Below are 18,305 nucleotides of genomic sequence, written 5' to 3'. Positions count from 1 at the left end.
ATTTTGAACTTTAACAATTATTCCTTTATATTTACCCGAACCAAAACCAAGAGCTATAGCAACCATGGGAGAATTTGACAACAAAGAGAGAGAAGAGGTTTTTTCAAAGAAAGTAAGAGCTGGTAAAAGAACTTATTTTTTCGACGTTAAAGCAACTAGATCAGGAGATTACTACTTAACCTTGACTGAAAGTAAGAAAAGACTGGAAGATGGAGTTTTTGTAAAGCATAAGATCTTTTTATACAAAGAAGACTTTGAAAAATTTGCTGAAGGGTTAAATGAAACTGTTGAATACATCAAAAACCATCAGGAAGTGGTAGAGAAACGCTACGAATATTCTGAGAACCACGAAGGTGTACCCAGCAGACTTCAAAACGACGATTTTTCATTTTAGAAAATATACTTTAAAAAGCCCTGTTTACAAAAAGTAGACAGGGCTTTTTTTATATCCGATAAGCAAGGAAGCTGATTTTAGGTTATCTTCGATATTGAATAGGGCAAAATAATGAAAGGAACCAAACGCTTAATACTCATCCTCACCTCCATTGTCGCACTGGTTTTCTCATTTTCTCAATGCATGAATAGCGAGGAAACTGAGTTTACAGCGACAGACAGCACATATTCAGGTACCCAAACCTGCATCAAATGCCACAAGAAAGTTTATGATGCATTTTTAGTAGATCCGCATTCCCGAGCCTCTGCATCAATTGAAAAAAAGGATTTACTAAATGGAAATCATCTGGCTTCTAAAACTTATGAATTTGATGAACACTTCAAAATTGCAGTGGAAGATAAGGACAGCGGAATGTATCAAACAGTTTACCTGGATGGAATTCCGGAATTTTCAAGACGATTTGATGTAGCTATCGGAGCAGGAAAAAACGCCATTACCTATGGTTCCTGGAATGAAAACCGTCTCTACCAAATGCAGCTTTCTTATTTTGCAAGTATCAACAGCTGGGCAAATAGCCCTGGTTATCCTTATAACAAAATCCATTTTGGCCGTGTGATTACTTCACGATGTCTGGAATGCCACGCTTCCCAAGCCAAACAAACCGTAAAGGAAGAGGGAGGCCTTATACTATCGGAGGAACTGGTTAAAGGTTCATTAGTATATGGCATCAACTGTGAAAGATGTCATGGCCCTTCTGCCAAGCATGTTGAATTTCACACGAAAACGCCAGAAGCAAAGACTGCTAAATATGTAGTGAAATACCAGTCCCTGAGTCGCAAACAAAAAGTGGATGCCTGTGCAATCTGTCACTCCGGAAGTGACATGACGATGAAGTCTACTTTCGGTTTCAGGCCTGGTGATAAACTTGAAGATTACGGCAGCAATTTCGCAGAAACAGTAGCCGATCCTGACGTACATGGACAGCAGTATCAAATGCTTTCCTCAAGTCAGTGCTACACAAAAAGTCAGCAACTGGATTGCTCTACCTGCCACAGTGTTCACGATCAGACTAAAGGAAGCCTGACTGCCTACTCAAAAAAATGTATGAGTTGCCATGCTACGGTTAAACATAGTGAGCAGACGTTAAGCAATGCTATGGTAAAAACCAATTGCATTGATTGCCACATGCCTAAGCAAGCTTCCAAAGTAATCAGTTTCCAAATGGCAGGAAAGTCTGAACTAAGTCCTTACCAATTACGCAGCCACCTGATTAAAATTTATCAGTAATCTAAAGGTTTTAAAAGATAAATCCGTATTTGGTTTTACCCAAATACGGATTTTATCGTTAATCTATTCCTTTAAGAAAAAAGAGGTTTACATAAAGCTGCCATCACCACGACGTCTGATATCACGTCCCCCTCTACCCTGAGCTCCAGACCATTTCTGTAAACGAACAGTTAACCCGACCATAAAGAAGCGGCTTATTGCATTTGATTTGGTATCGGTATACCCTCCACTATCATTGACATCCCGATTTACAAAGTTGTTCTGATTCAATACGTCAAAGGCTTGAAGGGTCACTTTTCCTCTTCTATCAAACAGTTCCTTTTCCAGGGTTGCATTGATCACAAATGGATTATTCGTGATATTTGCGTTAATACCGCTTACATAATTCTTTCTTGCCTCGTAACTGAATATCCAGCTCTTCAGAAAAAACACCCTACCATCGACATTAAAAGCTAAGGTATTCGTTTCAGATTGATTCTTAAGAACGGAGTTTTCAGAAGTCTCCTGATTATAGGAAATATATGGGTTGATTTCAAACCAGTCCGTTGGATTCATTCTCGGTCCAAAGCTTTCTCTGAAATTCTTAACCACATTGATATTCTGCTCCCCATTATTCATGGTAATCCTATGATTGTAATTAGCAGAACCACTAAAAGCCAGATTGTATTTTCTATTGCTCAATTGCTTACTAATATTGTAATTTCCACCAATTCTATATACACCATCCATATTAATAAACCTTGTTTCCCGGATTCTAACCGGCGTCTGACCAGGCAATACTGGAACGTTGGGGTCGATAATATCAATGGAACTTGAAATCACATCATTTTGATTGAATGAAGCATTGACATTTACGGAGTAATTTAATTTGGCATTAGCAATATAGTTGTTATATTCTGACCTTATGGTATGTACAAACCGAGCCTTAAGATCGGGATTTCCAATCACTGGATTGTTGGGATTGGTCACGTCACGCACGGGTTGAATCTGATCAAATGTGGGTTCCGATGCATTTCCAGAATAATTCAGGGAAATCTTATGTTGTCTAGACCACAAATATTCCATCCTGGCGATAGGAATCATGTTGAAGCTGGTTCTGCGGGTGGTGGTACCCAAACTTACTTTAGTACCGGACAGCAATGCCGGGACTGCAGTAATACCTGCTGAAAATCGAATCCTGGATGTACTACTCATTCCATACCTGAAATTTAAAGCAAATCGCGCCTGTGTAAAGGAATAATTAAAAATGTTACTCAATGAATCTATGACTCTGGAAACCCCACCATTGACACGGTTTCTAGTGGTTGCATTATTATCATAACCGTTATAATTGATCTGCGCATTTAATTCGACCTGAGTATTCGTTCCCAGTGGCTCAACGTAGGTCATACTTCCCCTATAAGTTGTACTTAAATTTTTGTTAAGCCTTAACCTATAAACAAGAGAATCGCGGAAAGCAGACTCGTCTTCATTCAAGAAATACCTGATCGCAATATCCTGGTCTGAATCATTGTCGCGGTTATTTGTTCTAACTTCTCCCTCAGCAAAGAAGTTCCTGCGGGGCTTATCGAACCTATGCTGATAACCAATAACCATGCCCAATTGCGGGCTTTTGTTACTCGAAGAATTTGCACCAATTTGGTATTGATGTCTATATCCTGTCTGATAAGAGGTATCTACTGAATTATTGGATGAAGAACTGAAATTAATTGATGGCTTAAAACTCATATAATCGTTACTATCGAGATCAATCTCAATTTCTGCTCTGAAATTGTGTCCTCTGGAATCGTTATTCCTTCTACTACCCCGAGTGGTGAATGTATTCACCAGTGAATCGTAACTTAGTTTAAGAATGTTACGTAGATTAGTCACCGACTTTGAAAAACTACTGGTTAAGTTGAGCTCATCTCTGGAATCATATTTATAGTTGACATTGTAATTGACTTTCTTTCCAATCTTGTCACGGATACTGAAAGAAGCTTCGCCGGTAGTTGTGGTGCCTCCAGTACCCCCTCCACCTACCCCGTTTACGGTGTTTCTGTATTTCGCGTCTACCCCGATAGTTTGATTTTGGTTTATTCTTGTACCATTGATCCCCGCCTCATAGCGATCATTGTTACCAGCCGAGCCATTTAGTCTAACTATATTTCCTACAGACTTATCAGTTCTCGTCGTAATATTTAATATTTTCTGTGGATCGCCATCCTTAACGCCGGTCCTAGCAGCTTGGTCACCATAATCGTCCACAATCTGAATCTTATCGACAATTTCGGCGGGAAGATTTTTAATTGCATTAGCAACATCTCCTCCCAAAAATTCCTTTCCATTCACCTTCGCCCGCAAGACGCTTTCTCCATTATGAACCAGGCTTCCATCTGTGCCTACTTCCATACCTTCCATCTTTTTCAACAATTCATCAACCGAAGCATTTTTTCTCACCACATAATCGCTGGCTTTATACTCTACAGTATCTGTTTTGTAGGTTATAGAAGGTGTTCCATTAATTACTACGGTATTCAAGGTATTTTTCTCTTCCTTCATCATGATAGGATCCATTACGATTCGGGGAAGCAGGTCATTTTGCTTGAAACGCATTGGTGCAGTTGTGGTATATCCTATACTTTGAACAACAATGGTATAAGTCGCAGACTTTACATTTTTGAATACAAATATACCGTCGTTGTTGGTCGATGTCTTTAAAGTATCCTTATCAGAAGTCAAAGAGACAGTAGCCCCGATAACCCCTAGATCTGTGCTATCCTTAACAATACCGCTGACTTCGCGGCTTGGTAAAGGTGGTGGTGGTGTTTTAGCTGGCTGCTGCGCGAAAGAGTTCTGCGCGCCGATAATCATGACGCACAGTAATACCGCGAGCTTTAAAGCCTTGGAAAAATAGTTCATTTGTGTGTTGTGTATTTGGTTTATTTGTGTGTGTGTGTGTGTTGTTAAGCTTTTTACTGGGGCTTCAGCTGTGACAAAATATATTTACCCCAAAAATCAGTAGGGCTCATCATCGCCTGAAAGTCCATGCCGCCGCCACCGCCGCCACCGAATCCTCCACGACCGCCGCCACCGCCACCAAAGCCACCAAAGCCACCGCGACCGCCGCCACCACCACCTGGACCATCAAATCCTGGTATTTGTAATCCGCTAAGCTTGATGTTATACGCAAATTCCTTTGTTGATGTAGGTGTAAGGCCAAGTTCCTCCAATGGAATAGACATTTCGTAGAAATAGCCATTTTCAGCATCTATAGTAGCAAAAGCTTTAATCCCCGATGTATTGTAAATAGAAACCAATGAATCTGTTGTCTTCTTGAAGCCTACAAGTCTGATTTCTTTTGCACCCGCCAGCTGCGTTTTCATCATCGCGGCCATTGCAGAGTCTCTCTGTTTGGTAGTCATTTGATTACCGCCACCACCGAAACCTCCGCCTCCTACTCTCATTGATACCATACCCCCACCTCTGTTTCCACCAGGTCTTTGAAAATGGATCACAGGATAGGTCAGGCTGATGCTTTCCTTTTCTTTTTTCTTTCCGTCCGGATTTACAGAGAAAGTAATTCCTCCGGCTAGAATCTTACGGTTGTTTGCCGCATCGGTCGACTTCACAACCAGGTAAAGATTTTTTTCATCGTTACTAATAATGTAAGAAAGACTGGTTCTTTTGCTCACAGAAAAATCTGTCGCTTTCCATTCAAAATTCTTACCATCTATTTTAACAGCGTGAGGTGCAGTAATGCTTACCTCTTGTAATTCGGTTACCTTCTGAGCCTGTGTGACCAGTACACAGCTACTCAATAACAATGTGCTGAATGTAATTTTTAAGGATCTTGCTTTCATAATTATACTAAAATGAATTTCTCGTTGCTTTCGGTTTAAGACTCTCCAAATAGGTTTAGGTTTAATTGGGCTATCAAAGTTTTATTTGGCTAATCTTTCGCGAATTAAAGACAAAATTCACTGTCTTAGCCATTGTGATGTGTATTTGTTACACTCAGAAGCCCGATTCGAACTTCTTATCATCATCTGCAGGATGACATAGAGTTCAAATCGGGCCTCGCACAGGACTCAACTCAACTAAATTGTTACAATTAAACGTGATGATTGCTTTCGCAATCCTTGATATGGGTGAGCTGAATTGGAATCCAGTTCTGTTGTTCCGAGACATTGGTGCCCAATGCAATATATTCATTTCTGCCAATCTGGTCTTCGATTTCTCCCAGAATTTCACTGCTAATAGATTTATTCATAATCCGTACCGGCTCATCCAGTCCATCAGTTTTGATCTCCAGGTCATAGATTCCACTTACCATGGTTTTGCAAATGACAAGGTCGATTGGGTGCTGTTCCGCTATTTTCCTGAGTTCAGCAAAAGCACGGATGATTTGGTCCATGTTGAGGGCTTTGAATCCCAATATTAATGTTGGTTCAGGGCTTACCGCCTCAACATTTTTCGATAAGAATATTTCATTTACGTCTTCAAGCGTAGCTTCTATGATCAATCTGTCCATGATGTTTCTAAGTTATAGCCTAAAAAGGAATGAAGTCCTCCTTTTGTTTCAACTATTTCAGCTAAGCCAGGCATCTTGTCCAAAATTACTTTTTAATCTCCTCCTGCTTATTCTGGAAACTATAAATCAGATAAATCAATGCAGGTAAAATAAATATACTTCCAATCAACAATGCGTAACCTAATGAAGCAATGGTTTTAGCCTGTCCCTGGTGTGTGAGTAATGACAGGTTATTTCCACCTTTGAGCAATACAATATCTGGAAAATGTGTATAAGTGGCAGCAAATAAGATCATCGTTACCTGAAAACCCGCCAGCAGCCGTAGTAAGATCGGTTTATTGCGGTTCAGGGCTGGCAACATCACCAGTAATGAAATGCTTGCTGCAAATATGGCAATCACACCTGGTGCATCTCCAAAAATCCACAATACCAATGGAATATTGTCAATATAGGCAGATATAAAAACCAGTGCTCCGCAGAGCATTACAACCATAATGGCACGATAGGCTTTTCTTACAAAATGATTTCTGTCTGATTCATTTTCGGTCTGACCAATGATAAAGATAGTCGCAAGATACCCACAGATACTCACCGTAAAAACACCAATAGCTACGGAAAACCAGTTTAGCCAACTGAAAACATACGCAGACAGAAAGTCTGTCGCCTGCGGGTCTATCCGCCCCGACACCGAACTTGCAGCGATTACGCCCAGAAAAAAGGGTGTAATCAAACTAGAGTATACAAATATGGGTGTATAGATATTTTGCATCTCATCTTTGACTGCATCATAATTCCGGAATACAAATGCAGTACCTCTGGCAATGATCCCAAGTAACATACAAACGAGTGGAATATGCAGATATACCGAAACAGTGGTATAGATCTTTGGAAATCCTACGAACAGGATCACAATGGCAATGATCAACCACATATGATTGGCTTCCCATATTGGACCAATGGCTTTGTACATGGTCTTTCGCGTTCTCGATTTGTTGGATTTCGCCGTCATCAGCTCAATGATTCCAGCACCAAAATCTGCTCCGCCAAGCAGAATATATAAGAGGATAGCGGCCCATAGAAAAACAATGACAACGTAAATCATGACAAAGGCTTTTGGATTGAGGAATCGTATAATTTACCAACCATGGTAATTTGTCTGTAAAGCAACAAGCTAACGATTATTGCCAGTGAAACATAGACAGCAGTAAACAGGTAGAAGGAATAAGCAATCCCTGGCATAGGTGTCACTGCATCCGCCGTACGCATCACTCCCCTGATGATCCAGGGCTGCCTGCCCACTTCAGTTACAGTCCAACCAGCCTCCAGCGCAATGAATCCCATTGGAATAGCTGCGACAAAAAGCTTCAGCAGCCAGCGCTGTTCCAGCCATTTTCTCTTCCTCCATAAAGCAAGGAAATACAATAAAGCAATTAACACCATCACCATACCAAAACCTACCATAATCTGGAAGGCATAATGCGTAATGGCAACCGGCGGCTGATCGGCCTTTGGAAATTCACTTAATCCCTTCACTTCAGCATTTAAATCCCCTGTTGCCATAAAACTGAGCAACTTTGGTATTTTAATGGCATAGTCTACACGCTGCTGAACTGTGTCGGGAATACCACCTATGATCAACGCTGCCCCTCTTTCCGTATGAAAATGCGCTTCCATTGCAGCCAGTTTTTCAGGTTGGCGCCTGGCTACATCCTTAGCAGAAATATCGCCGCTTAAAGGCTGAAGACAGGCTGCAATTGTTGCAAATATGGCAGCAATTTTAAATGCCTTATTGTGAAATGCCACATTCCTGCCCCTCAGGATCATCAGTGCATGAACACCCGCAACTGCAAATCCTGTAGACACAAAAGCGGCTACACACATGTGTAGCGATTGTGAAAACCAAGCCTCGTTGAACATTGCCTTCAGTGGGTCGACATTCAGGTATTCGCCATTGACATAATCAAATCCTGAAGGACTGTTCATCCAGGCATTCGCCGCAACTACAAGTATTCCGGATAAAAGGCCACTGATTCCAACAATCACTCCCGTAAACCAATGAAACCAGCGATTGAATTTATTCCAGCCATACAAATAAAAACCCAAGGCAATTGCCTCTATGAAAAAAGCCGTACCTTCTAAAGAAAAAGGCATTCCAAATATCGGTCCTGCGTGCTCCATAAATTTAGGCCATAGTAAGCCAAGTTCGAATGAAAGTACTGTCCCCGAAACTGCCCCTGTTGCAAAAAAAATAGCTACTCCTTTTGTCCAGGCCTTCGTCACATCCAGGTACACCGTTTTTTTAGTTTTCAACCAATAAAAATGTGCAACACACATGAAAAAGGGCATTACCATTCCAATACAGGCAAATATGATGTGAAAGCCCAGGGAAAAGGCCATTTGCAGACGTGCAGCTAGAAAATCGTCCATAGGATAAACGTGTTGGAACCATTAAATAATGCCATAAAAATACGGCATTATTGGACATCAAACTCCTTTTTAATTCATTTTTTAAACAGCTTTCCGTAAAAAAAATCAAATTTCATTATTAGCTCACAAAATTATTAATTATCAAACAAAGAAATTAAAAATAACATATTAGAAATAAAAATTTGCTTTTATAGAAATAAAAAATAAATTTGACCCGTAATTTATTCACCTGTCAAATTGAAAAACATGAATCTATATCAATCAAGCCGCTCAGCCCTTCTGTTGATGTTTCTCCTAAGTAATGTTCAATGCAAAAAGAAAAAACTAAACCAGCCGCTACCGGAAGAGCCGAAAGTAGAAACACATAATCGAAAAGTATTTCTACCAGTAAAATTCGAATCAAAAAATTTGACTGTCATTCTTGGATACCAGGATCAGACGGCATTACTGACAAGCTTGGAAAACTCAGGCAAAAAGAAAGTAGAGATCAGCTATAAAAATGAAATGCCATTCAAAATAAGGTATTATGATCAGGAAAAACCGATCGGTTTCCTGGATTTTCAGGCAAATAACAGGAAGATCATCAACGTGAATTCATGGAAAGAAGAGTTAAAAGTAAACATCTCCACCGGAAATTATACTTATAGCTACGATTCACAAAACCGAATAGCCGAAGTACATTATTATGGACCGGATCATGTCCTTTCCGAACAGAACACTTTCAGCTATGATGCTGAAGGCAACTTATCAGACATTAATACAGAATTCAATCAGAATTCGGGCATGGGTTTTAGCTATCATTACGACGTCAAACACGGGATTTTTAAAGATGTCGCTTTCTTTTGGATCCTGTTCAGAGAACTAGGTTACGATTTCTTTTATCCCACAAAGAACAACCCCGTAAGCGCAGAGGCCAAAGGACTTAAATCAGAACACATCACTTATAGTTATCGGTATAACGAGCAAAACTATCCTTCAGAGGTTACCATCACGAGAAACAATATCAACGAAGTCTACAAAATCAGTTATCGGGAACTTTCACAGTGATCAGGGTTTCAATAACTGTTCTGCTCTGAACAGATTATCCGCTGCCTGAAGGATTTTTGCTTTTAATTTTGGATTGTAATCTGGATGTTGCTGTAAAAATTCGCCAACAGTCTGTGCAGCAGTTGTACTCTGGTAACTACCAAAAGTTGACTGTAGCCAGTTATAAGGAAAGAAGATATCACCAGTCACCTGAATTTCGCTCAGCAACTCCAGACTCTTTCGCAGGTACTTTTCAGAAGTTACCTGCCTAAGTGGATGGTGGAGATAAGCTAATGCTGTAGCTACATTAGCTTCTTTTTCTCTGTTTGACTTTAAAGCCAAACTTTCGAAAAACTGGTTTCTTTCTTCTACATCAGCGGATACAGCAGGCATGATAAATTGAAATCTTTTTATGCGGTCCGGGTTACTGATTCTCGTCAATTGCTTCGCAAGAACGCCTGTGTTTTCCGTATCCCTTAAAGCGAGACTGAATGCCAGAGCAGTATAATCGTCTTCATTCATTTTCAAACCTTCAGGAGCTGGCTTACTTTGTTCCCATATCGCATACAATCTTGATTTAGCCGCAGCCGAAAGAAATACATCCTGGTAAGTTTTAAAGAGAATCCGTTTGTTATTGACTTTCGTCTGGGTCTGAAGTGCAGCCCAAATAGAATTTTCTAAAGTAACTGAAATGGCTTCACGGTCTTTTTGGGTCATAAAATTCCAGTAGATATTGTTTAGGTATCCACAGATCAGTTTCACATTTAATTCTTCCTGTTCTCTGGACAGACCTTCAATCAGTAGGCTCAATAATTCTTTTGGCTTTATAAACCTGCCATTGAGCATATTTTCATAAAGTGAGACATAAGCAGACGCCCGGTTAAGTGGCTTTTGCAACTGATACAATTGTGGATACATCTTGGCATCTACTGGCCATAGCCCATATCCCTGGCCGGACGAGTTGAACAATACAAATAACGGCACATCCATATCCTTGGCAGCGGTAAGATCTACATCTGCACTGTTCAGGTTAACTGTAAGCTCCCTTGTACGATCAGGATAAACCAGTAAAAGTTCAAATAACTGGGGCCAAATCCTTGCCTTGCCATACTCTGGACGTTGAAAAATGTTGAACTTCGTGATTTTTCCATCTTGCTGCTCCAGTTTATAATCTATGATTGGCCTTCCCGTTTCATCAACCCAGACTTTGTTCCAGCTCTGGAGATCTGCATCTGCGTACTGGTCCAGTATGCCGATTAAATCCGGCCATGAAGCATTCCCGTTTGAAAACTTCTTCAGATATTCCCTCACGCCCTGCTGAAATTTCTCTTTACCCATCAGACGCTCCAGCTGCCTCATCATAATTGGTGCTTTATGGTAGATGATATTTCCGTACAAAGTTCCGGCATCTTTGAGATTGTCCAGTGGTTGCCTGATCGGGTTTGAGCCGGTGGTACGATCTATACCATAGGCTGCAGGGAAATGATCAATCAAAAATTTAAGATCAAACACATCTGCACCAGTATTTCCCTCTGTGCTCTTATCGGCCATAAAGTTGGCAAAAACCTCTTTCATCCAGACATCAGTGAACCAGTTCATCGTCACCAAATCGCCGAACCACATGTGTGCAGTTTCATGGGCGATAAGATTACTACGTGCGTTTAATTGATCTTTCGTTGCGCCCCCGTCAAGAAACAGGGATGCAGCTTTATATTGAATAGCTCCGGGATGCTCCATCCCCCCAAATTGGAAATCAGGAATCGCCACAAAACCAAATTTTTGAAAGGGATACCGAATGGCCGTCCAGTCTTCAAAATACCTAAGAGATTGATCATGAATAGCAAATATCTCTTTCATGCTATTTTTCAACTTTGCGCTATCCGTTTCCCGGTACAGAAAATCCGTGGTCATCTGACCTACCTTATCTTGCTCAAGGCTAAATTTCCCTGCAGCAAATGCAAACAAGTAAGTACTGATACGCTCAGATGTCTTAAACTGAAGTGTTTTTCTTGTACCATTTATAGATTCCTGCTTCAGTCCACCATTTGTCATGGCACTCCAATCCGCTGCAAGACTTAGGCTCAGATCGTATCTTGCCTTCAAATCAGGCTGATCGAAACAGGGAAATACGGTACGCGCCCGGTCTGGTACAAATAGCGTATACAAATAATCTGCATTACGGTTCAGCGCCCCCTCCCCTGCTTCAAATTTGATCTCGATATGGTTACTACCTATTTTTAAATACTTCACCGCAATTACAATGTGCTCGGAAAGGTATTTTATGGCTATTGATGCTCCGTTTACTTTTATGCTTTTTAGTTTCTCCGGAGCAGCTTTAAAATCCAATTGCAGAGAATAAAGATTGGATTTCAGATTGAAACTCAATTTTTCGGATGCTGCAATTCCTGCATTTCTCTCTGCAGGAATGTCGAAGGACAATCCATAATTGACATTGCTGATGACACCTTTGCGGTAATCGGCAAGTTTTTTTGAAACTCCCGCTTCAATTCCCGGATCTTTCATCGCCAATGCCGGACAAAAAGAACATAAACATGCCGCTAGAAAAAGAGAGAAACAATACATTTTAGCCATGGAGGCTAATTTAGGGAATGATTTTCATTCCTCAGTCAAGTTTCAGATACATAAGGATTTTTTCAAGCATTAAATGCTCAAGAACTGTAATTTAGCAGCAACAAAACTTTAGTCTGATGAAAACGACATTAAAAACATTGTTGGTACTTGCCCTGGCAGTATCACTAAACACTACGCTGCAGGCCCAAGGCCTAAAAATGCCTCAGGCAAGTAGCGGCCAAACGATTAGCCAAAACTTTGGTTTAGGCAAAATTACACTGACCTATTCCCGCCCAAATACCAAAGGACGCAGCATTTTTGGCGGTTTGGAACCTTATGGTACAGTATGGCGCACCGGTGCCAACTCCGCTACCATCATCACTTTCTCTGAGCCTGTAAAATTTGGCGGTACAGAAGTCCCGGCTGGAGATTACGGATTATTCACCATACCAGGAAAAAGCGAATGGACCATTATCCTGAATAAGGGTGCGAAACAATGGGGAGCTTATGAATACAAAGAGGCTGAAGATGTCCTGCGTATCAAAGTAAAACCAGTTGCGCTCAAGGAAAAAATAGAAACTTTTACAATCCAATTTGCTAATGTGTACCCGACTTCAGCTAAATTGCAGTTGCTATGGGAAAATACATCCGTAAGCATTGATCTTGCTACTGACGTAGATGCGAAAGTAATGGCAGGAATTGAAGAAGCAATGAAAGGTGAAAAAAAACCTTATTTCCAGGCTGCTCAATATTATTTTGAGAATGGCAAAGACCTGAACAAAGCACTGGAGTGGATGAACGCAGCAGATGCAAACAATACGACTCAACCTTGGGTGAAACTTTGGAAAGGTCGCGTTCAATTGAAGTCAGGTGATAAAAAAGCCGCCCTGCAAACTGCTGAAGAAGGACTGAAAATTGCCACCGAAATTAAAAATGCCGAATACATCAGGTTGACTACTGCTTTAATTGCAGAAGCGAAGAAGTAGGAATAAAGATTAGAAGTGAGCGGATGTTTTTTTCAGAAAAACATCCGCTTTTTTATGTTTCAGCGCTCAGTGTTTTGGAAAGTCCTTGCAGCGTCACCGAAAATACGAGCACCAATACACAGCCGATCACATTCAGCCATAAATAGGCTACCAAGTCCAGCTGCCCGATTACAATAACCAGCAATTGAGCAAACACTCCAGCAACAAATACGGCTCTGCCCTTCACATATGGCACATAAAACGCTACCAGGAATACGCCGAGTATCGTTCCGTAAATGTAGGAACCCAAAATGTTCACCGCCTCCAATAGGTTTCCGATCTTACTGGCATACAGGGCCATAACAATACAAACCACACCCCAAAATACAGTTGCCAACCTGGATGCCTGCAGGTATTGACGATCGGAACCATCTTTTTTGATCAAGCGTTTATAGATATCAATCACCGTCGTGGAAGCCAGGGAATTTAGCGCACTTGCAGTAGAGCCCATAGATGCCAGGAAAATGATAGCAATCAACAAACCTATCAATCCCTTTGGCAGGTACTGCGTTACAAAACTCAAAAAGATATAATTATTATCCTTTACATTGGCTTGGTTATCGTTCTTCAGCATTAGCTCCGTGACTTGCGTACGGATTGCTTTTTCCTTTTCATCTGCAGCTTGCAAAGCTTTGCGCTGCAGACCAATAGCAGACTCATCTCCCAGATCCAGCGCCTGATTCATTTGCCTAACCACAGCTTGCTTTGCATCAAAAGCCCTGTCGTAGTCATTTTTGATTTGATTCAATTGCGGGCCGTACTTACTCTTTTCCAGCTTGTTCAACTCAAAACTATTGAAGAATACCGGCGGACGATTGTATTGATAAAAAGTGAATACCAATACACCGATCAGCAGGATCAGAAACTGCATTGGAATTTTAACTAATCCGTTCATCAGCAGTCCAAGGCGGCTTTGGCTCACGGAAGCACCCGACAAATACCGGCCAACCTGGCTCTGATCTGTACCAAAATAAGACAATTGTAAAAAGAAACCGCCTATCAAACCGGTCCAGACAGTATATTGATTGTTGAGGTCAAACTTAAAATCGATTGCATTGGTACGGCCCATTTTCCCTGCTATGCTGATCGCCCTTCCAAATCCCACATCGGCAGGAAGTAGCTGTACCACCATAATCCCCGCAGCAAAAAGTCCGCAAAAGATAATGCTCATCTGCAGCATCTGAGTATAGGAAACTGCCTTAGTTCCCCCATATACTGTATAAAAGATCACCAGACTACCAATGAAAAGTGTGGTATACGTGGTATTGATATCAAGTATCGTAGAGAGAATAATGGAAGGTGCATAGATCGTGATTCCCGTAGACAGTCCTCGCTGCACCAGAAACAAAAATGCGGTAAGTGCCCTGGTTTTCAAATCGAAGCGTTGCTCCAGATACTCATAAGCCGTGTAAACCTTCAATCGGTGAAATATGGGCACAAAAGTGATGCAAAGTACAATCATAGCCAGCGGCAAACCGAAATAGAACTGAACAAAACTCATCCCCGAAGAATATGCCAGCCCCGGTGCCGAGAGGAAGGTGATCGCACTCGCCTGCGTAGCCATCACGGAAAGACATACGTGATACCAGGGCAAAGATTGGTTACCCAGCAAATAGCCATGAATATTCTGCGCCCCTCTACTTTTGTAGATGCCATATACAACAATAACCACAAGGGTGATGATCAGGACAGACCAGTCTAAAATGCTCATTCGAAATATTTAGTAAAGGCGTAAAAAATCAGGATCAGAAAGACAAGCCAGCAAATCAGCAAACGGTAAAACTGCTGCCAGGATTTTACAAAAGGCGGAAGCTCCTGCGGTTCTGTTTTTTCCTCTAAATTCTTGTTATGCGCCATACCTGCCTAAATAAATATTATTTCTTTTTGCCGGAAAGGAGGTTGACAAATAACCTATAGGCACCCGGCACCCCCGCTGGCAATTGCCTGAAGAAGGAAATCCCGGTATATACATAACGGCCTTTGCCATAATCTGTGACAAGCAAAGCCCCATTCTTTGCAGGTTCCCCCGTATCATTCATACTCAGCAAGGGGGTATACCTCGAATCTGCGTCAGTAACGAAATACAAACCACGCTCCTGTATCCAGCCATCAAAATCTCCGGCAGTGATCTTATTCGGGTAATTCAGTGAAGCATCTTGCGGCGACAGCAAACTTACTTTAGCGTCTTCTTCCGTCACTCTGTCCCTGGATAGTCGGAAAGGATATGGCCCCAGATTTTCCAGGCGGAGCGGGCTGTTCACGTTATATTGCACCAATAGCACACCACCCTCTTCCACATATTTCATCAGCTTCGGTTGCATTGCTTTTGCATTGTCGTTCACATTATAAAGCCTTACCCCGGTCACTATCGCATCAAAGGAAGAAAGGTCTCCGTTGATCACCTGACCCTCGCTAAGATTGCTCACTTCATACCCAATCTGTTTTAAGGATTCGGGAATCAAATCTCCGGCTCCTGCAATGTAGCCGATCCTTTTTCCTGCAAGCTTCAGGTCGATCCTGTTTACACTTGCTTCAGCAAAAGGGAATAGTGTCTGTACAGGGATGTGTTCGTAGTCCAGTATACGCAATCCATGATGGTAAGTTTGTCCATCAATAGTCAAGCTCAGAGACAACGTTCCGCTGTTGGCATTTCCTCCGGGAGTAATCTTGAGTACTACTGTCTGCTCTTCGCCTTTCTTAAGCTGTTTAAAATCCAGTTTCTCTGGAGAGACTTTCCAGCCCGCAGGCAAAACCGGGACTAAAGTTCCGGAAGCATTCTCCTGAAAACTCTTCAACTGCAAAACAACCTGCTTCGGTTCATTGCCATTGAAAACAAAAGCTTTTTCAGCCATAGTTGCAGTCACAGGTGGGGCAATGACGAGTGGACGGTACAACTCACCTCTTACCTGATCGGTCGACTTGTAAACCACCGGTCGTTCAAAAGTGATGGACTTCCCTGCAATCGTAAAGGTAAATTTTGTGCGCAATACTCCCGGATCTTCAGGAAATCCAATCAATGCCTGATCCGGTACCTGATACATCCCTATCGGATGCTTTTCCCTCAGCCAATACGGTTGGGACAGCTGATGTGCAACCATGCTACCCTCAAAACTCAACAATTTATTGGTCTCTGTAATCCCTTTTACAAGGGGTACAGCCGTTGGCCAGATCTGAGTGAGGCTGACATCAGCACCGGGACGCATCACCACCTGAGAAGTCAAGGGAACAAATTGGTTTAAAGCATATTGCGACTGAGGTGCAGTACTTTCAAACCAAAGACCAGCAGCATTTACGATCAAATCTTTTAATGACTTTATCTTTTCGGTTTTCCAGTAGCTCTCCGGTAGCGTTTCCACTGCGTTTAATGTGGCGACCAACTGCGGAACAATTTTCGCAGGGGCAGATACCTGGTATTCCGTATTGACTTGATTGATCATTTGCGCAATGGCAGCCCCGCCTTTTACGCGGCCCCAGCTCAAGTCGACTCCTTCAAATATATCTTGAGCAGCTTTTTCGCCTGCGACAGGTACAAAGTATTCAGTGGATGCTCCTCTTTGTCTTGCTGTGCCGAAGCCCTGGCTCCGGTGATTCGAACGGCTTTCTGCAGCAATCTCGCCATAACTCTCTCCTAATAGTGCATTGTATACGCCTACATCCAGCTTTAGCTGATCCTCAGCAGTGGTATTATTCCCACCAAAATTAAAAGTATTCCATAAAATTCGTTTTGACTGCCATGGCTTTACAAAAGCCAGCTGTTCGGTAAACTGCTTGGGGTCTGCTGCTGCCACGAAGGCCTCACGTGCCAGGATCGCCGATCCGGAATGATGTCCATGCCCGGCTCTGGAATCTTCAGGGAAACGGGTAATGATCACATCCGGTTGAAATTTACGGATCACCCAAACGACATCGGCAAGGACTTTTTGTTTGTCCCAGATCTTAAAGCTCTCCTCCGGATTTTTCGAAAAACCAAAGTCATTCGCCCGGGTAAAAAACTGTTCGGCACCGTCTGTCCTCCTGGCTGCAAGCAGTTCCTGCGTACGGATCAGCCCCAATAACTCTGCCTGTTCGTTCCCGACCAGGTTTTGTCCCCCATCTCCCCTGGTCAGGGAGAGATACCCTGTCCTCAGTTTTTTCTCCTTTGCCAGATAGGCGAGCAAGCGTGTATTTTCGTCATCCGGATGAGCAGCTATATACAACACACTACCGTTCACCTTCAAAGCCTCCAGGCCTTGTTTGATTTCAGCGGCATTCAATTGTCGCTGCATTTGGGCACGTGTAAATAAAGGGGAAACCGCGGTAATGAGCAGCAGGTAAAAACGAAATTTCATATACAGATCTTAGTCTCCGAAATTAACCAAAAATCCGCAATCTGTACTTTTTAATCCCAACTAAAACCGTAACATTACTGCAAAAATACTACACTTTTTATAGGAGAATTTTACTGCTTACTTCTTTGTCTATAGTAATGAATCCCGGATATTTGACCAGGGAGTTACCTACCTTGATGCTAGGCCTGATCTTCAGCGTCAACATTCCTTTTTTCTCCGGACCGCCTTTTCCGCTCTTGATGAAATCACTGATCTCTCCCATTACTTTACTATTGGAAACAAAAGGATACACATTCACTTCCATATTGACTAGCACTACCGTAGCCTGTCCTGCGCCAACGTTGACCTCCTGATTGACAAAACCATTGGCCAGTTCCTGGTTATTGATCAATATTTTATATTCAAATTCATTGATCGCCGCATCATTAGCACTCGGATTTTTCACCTCCAGGTTCAGACGTGCCCTCAACGGAACATCTTTTCTAAGTAAACCCAGTGCAAGGCCCGGTAAGCTGGCCATATTGATGTCACCATCATTGATCATTTTTTTTACATCGGCACCGCCAATAGTCACCTGGTCCGCAGAAGTAATCCTGTAGGTACATTTTTCCAAGGCCTTGATCTGCTGTGCCTGTTTATTTATTCCGCAACCCGATACCACTACCAGTACTAAGCATGCCATTAAAATTCTTTTCATAACGCTATAACGGATATTGGTCAACAATAGATATAAG

At 42.0% G+C, this 18,305-nt stretch carries 13 protein-coding genes; 4 read left to right on the top strand and 9 right to left on the bottom strand.

Features of this window, described 5'->3' with window-relative positions:
- Nucleotides 1-64 precede the first annotated feature (64 nt).
- On the top strand, nucleotides 65-394 hold the full coding sequence (locus tag WAE59_RS00880) for a DUF3276 family protein (RefSeq protein ID WP_337854031.1): 330 nt from the start codon (nucleotides 65-67) through the stop codon (nucleotides 392-394).
- A 111-nt stretch (nucleotides 395-505) separates the two neighbouring features.
- Nucleotides 506-1,681, top strand: a complete 1,176-nt coding sequence (locus WAE59_RS00875) for a cytochrome c3 family protein (RefSeq protein ID WP_337854030.1) — start codon at nucleotides 506-508, stop codon at nucleotides 1,679-1,681.
- Nucleotides 1,682-1,768: 87 nt separating this feature from the next.
- Here WAE59_RS00875 and WAE59_RS00870 read toward each other — a convergent pair whose 3' ends face one another.
- The 5 genes from WAE59_RS00870 to WAE59_RS00850 all read right to left on the bottom strand — a co-directional run bounded on the left by WAE59_RS00870 (nucleotide 1,769) and on the right by WAE59_RS00850 (nucleotide 8,621).
- On the bottom strand, nucleotides 1,769-4,582 hold the full coding sequence (locus WAE59_RS00870) for an outer membrane beta-barrel protein (RefSeq protein WP_337854029.1): 2,814 nt from the start codon (nucleotides 4,580-4,582) through the stop codon (nucleotides 1,769-1,771).
- A gap of 53 nt (nucleotides 4,583-4,635) precedes the next feature.
- Nucleotides 4,636-5,523: a hypothetical protein gene (locus WAE59_RS00865; RefSeq protein ID WP_337854028.1), complete on the bottom strand. Its 888-nt coding sequence runs from the start codon at nucleotides 5,521-5,523 to the stop codon at nucleotides 4,636-4,638.
- 251 nt (nucleotides 5,524-5,774) lie between these two features.
- Entirely contained in the window at nucleotides 5,775-6,194 is a 420-nt protein-coding gene (locus WAE59_RS00860; RefSeq protein ID WP_337854027.1) for a hypothetical protein, read from the bottom strand.
- 85 nt (nucleotides 6,195-6,279) lie between these two features.
- Complete coding sequence (locus tag WAE59_RS00855) at nucleotides 6,280-7,296, bottom strand: cytochrome d ubiquinol oxidase subunit II (protein WP_337854026.1); 1,017 nt, start codon at nucleotides 7,294-7,296, stop codon at nucleotides 6,280-6,282.
- Entirely contained in the window at nucleotides 7,293-8,621 is a 1,329-nt protein-coding gene (locus WAE59_RS00850) for a cytochrome ubiquinol oxidase subunit I (protein WP_337854025.1), read from the bottom strand. Before WAE59_RS00850 ends, WAE59_RS00855 begins: the two co-directional genes overlap by 4 nt.
- A 408-nt stretch (nucleotides 8,622-9,029) precedes the next feature.
- On the opposite strand from WAE59_RS00850, the gene WAE59_RS00845 reads away from it, so the two are divergent.
- Entirely contained in the window at nucleotides 9,030-9,668 is a 639-nt protein-coding gene (locus WAE59_RS00845; RefSeq protein ID WP_337854024.1) for a hypothetical protein, read from the top strand.
- On the opposite strand, the gene WAE59_RS00840 is transcribed toward WAE59_RS00845, so the two are convergent.
- On the bottom strand, nucleotides 9,669-12,239 hold the full coding sequence (locus tag WAE59_RS00840; protein ID WP_337854023.1) for a M1 family metallopeptidase: 2,571 nt from the start codon (nucleotides 12,237-12,239) through the stop codon (nucleotides 9,669-9,671).
- A gap of 116 nt (nucleotides 12,240-12,355) precedes the next feature.
- Here WAE59_RS00840 and WAE59_RS00835 point away from each other — a divergent pair, with 116 nt between their 5' ends.
- Nucleotides 12,356-13,204: a DUF2911 domain-containing protein gene (locus tag WAE59_RS00835; protein ID WP_337854022.1), complete on the top strand. Its 849-nt coding sequence runs from the start codon at nucleotides 12,356-12,358 to the stop codon at nucleotides 13,202-13,204.
- Nucleotides 13,205-13,256: 52 nt separating this feature from the next.
- Here WAE59_RS00835 and WAE59_RS00830 read toward each other — a convergent pair whose 3' ends face one another.
- From WAE59_RS00830 to WAE59_RS00820, 3 genes are all read right to left on the bottom strand, one after another.
- On the bottom strand, nucleotides 13,257-14,954 hold the full coding sequence (locus WAE59_RS00830; protein ID WP_337854021.1) for a sodium:solute symporter: 1,698 nt from the start codon (nucleotides 14,952-14,954) through the stop codon (nucleotides 13,257-13,259).
- 163 nt (nucleotides 14,955-15,117) lie between these two features.
- Nucleotides 15,118-17,571, bottom strand: coding sequence for a PIG-L family deacetylase (locus tag WAE59_RS00825; protein WP_337854020.1), 2,454 nt, complete (start codon nucleotides 17,569-17,571; stop codon nucleotides 15,118-15,120).
- A gap of 97 nt (nucleotides 17,572-17,668) precedes the next feature.
- Nucleotides 17,669-18,268 carry an LEA type 2 family protein gene (locus WAE59_RS00820; RefSeq protein ID WP_337854019.1) on the bottom strand — a complete coding sequence of 200 codons (600 nt, stop codon included), beginning with the start codon at nucleotides 18,266-18,268 and terminating at the stop codon, nucleotides 17,669-17,671.
- Between the last annotated feature and the right edge of the window lie 37 nt (nucleotides 18,269-18,305).

Source organism: Pedobacter sp. GR22-6 (genome assembly GCF_037402555.1).
GTDB lineage: Bacteria > Bacteroidota > Bacteroidia > Sphingobacteriales > Sphingobacteriaceae > Pedobacter.
The sequence above is the reverse complement of the archived record's forward strand: the minus strand, read 5'-3'. Positions and strand labels throughout refer to the sequence as shown.

What these genes read in the sequence shown, in the direction of transcription:
- WAE59_RS00880 (WP_337854031.1), top strand. Translation starts at nt 65, where the DNA reads ATGGGAGAATTTGACAACAAAGAGAGAGAAGAGGTTTTTTCAAAGAAA.
- WAE59_RS00875 (WP_337854030.1), top strand. Translation starts at nt 506, where the DNA reads ATGAAAGGAACCAAACGCTTAATACTCATCCTCACCTCCATTGTCGCA.
- WAE59_RS00870 (WP_337854029.1), bottom strand. Translation starts at nt 4,582, where the DNA reads ATGAACTATTTTTCCAAGGCTTTAAAGCTCGCGGTATTACTGTGCGTC.
- WAE59_RS00865 (WP_337854028.1), bottom strand. Translation starts at nt 5,523, where the DNA reads ATGAAAGCAAGATCCTTAAAAATTACATTCAGCACATTGTTATTGAGT.
- WAE59_RS00860 (WP_337854027.1), bottom strand. Translation starts at nt 6,194, where the DNA reads ATGGACAGATTGATCATAGAAGCTACGCTTGAAGACGTAAATGAAATA.
- WAE59_RS00855 (WP_337854026.1), bottom strand. Translation starts at nt 7,296, where the DNA reads ATGATTTACGTTGTCATTGTTTTTCTATGGGCCGCTATCCTCTTATAT.
- WAE59_RS00850 (WP_337854025.1), bottom strand. Translation starts at nt 8,621, where the DNA reads ATGGACGATTTTCTAGCTGCACGTCTGCAAATGGCCTTTTCCCTGGGC.
- WAE59_RS00840 (WP_337854023.1), bottom strand. Translation starts at nt 12,239, where the DNA reads ATGGCTAAAATGTATTGTTTCTCTCTTTTTCTAGCGGCATGTTTATGT.
- WAE59_RS00835 (WP_337854022.1), top strand. Translation starts at nt 12,356, where the DNA reads ATGAAAACGACATTAAAAACATTGTTGGTACTTGCCCTGGCAGTATCA.
- WAE59_RS00830 (WP_337854021.1), bottom strand. Translation starts at nt 14,954, where the DNA reads ATGAGCATTTTAGACTGGTCTGTCCTGATCATCACCCTTGTGGTTATT.
- WAE59_RS00825 (WP_337854020.1), bottom strand. Translation starts at nt 17,571, where the DNA reads ATGAAATTTCGTTTTTACCTGCTGCTCATTACCGCGGTTTCCCCTTTA.
- WAE59_RS00820 (WP_337854019.1), bottom strand. Translation starts at nt 18,268, where the DNA reads ATGAAAAGAATTTTAATGGCATGCTTAGTACTGGTAGTGGTATCGGGT.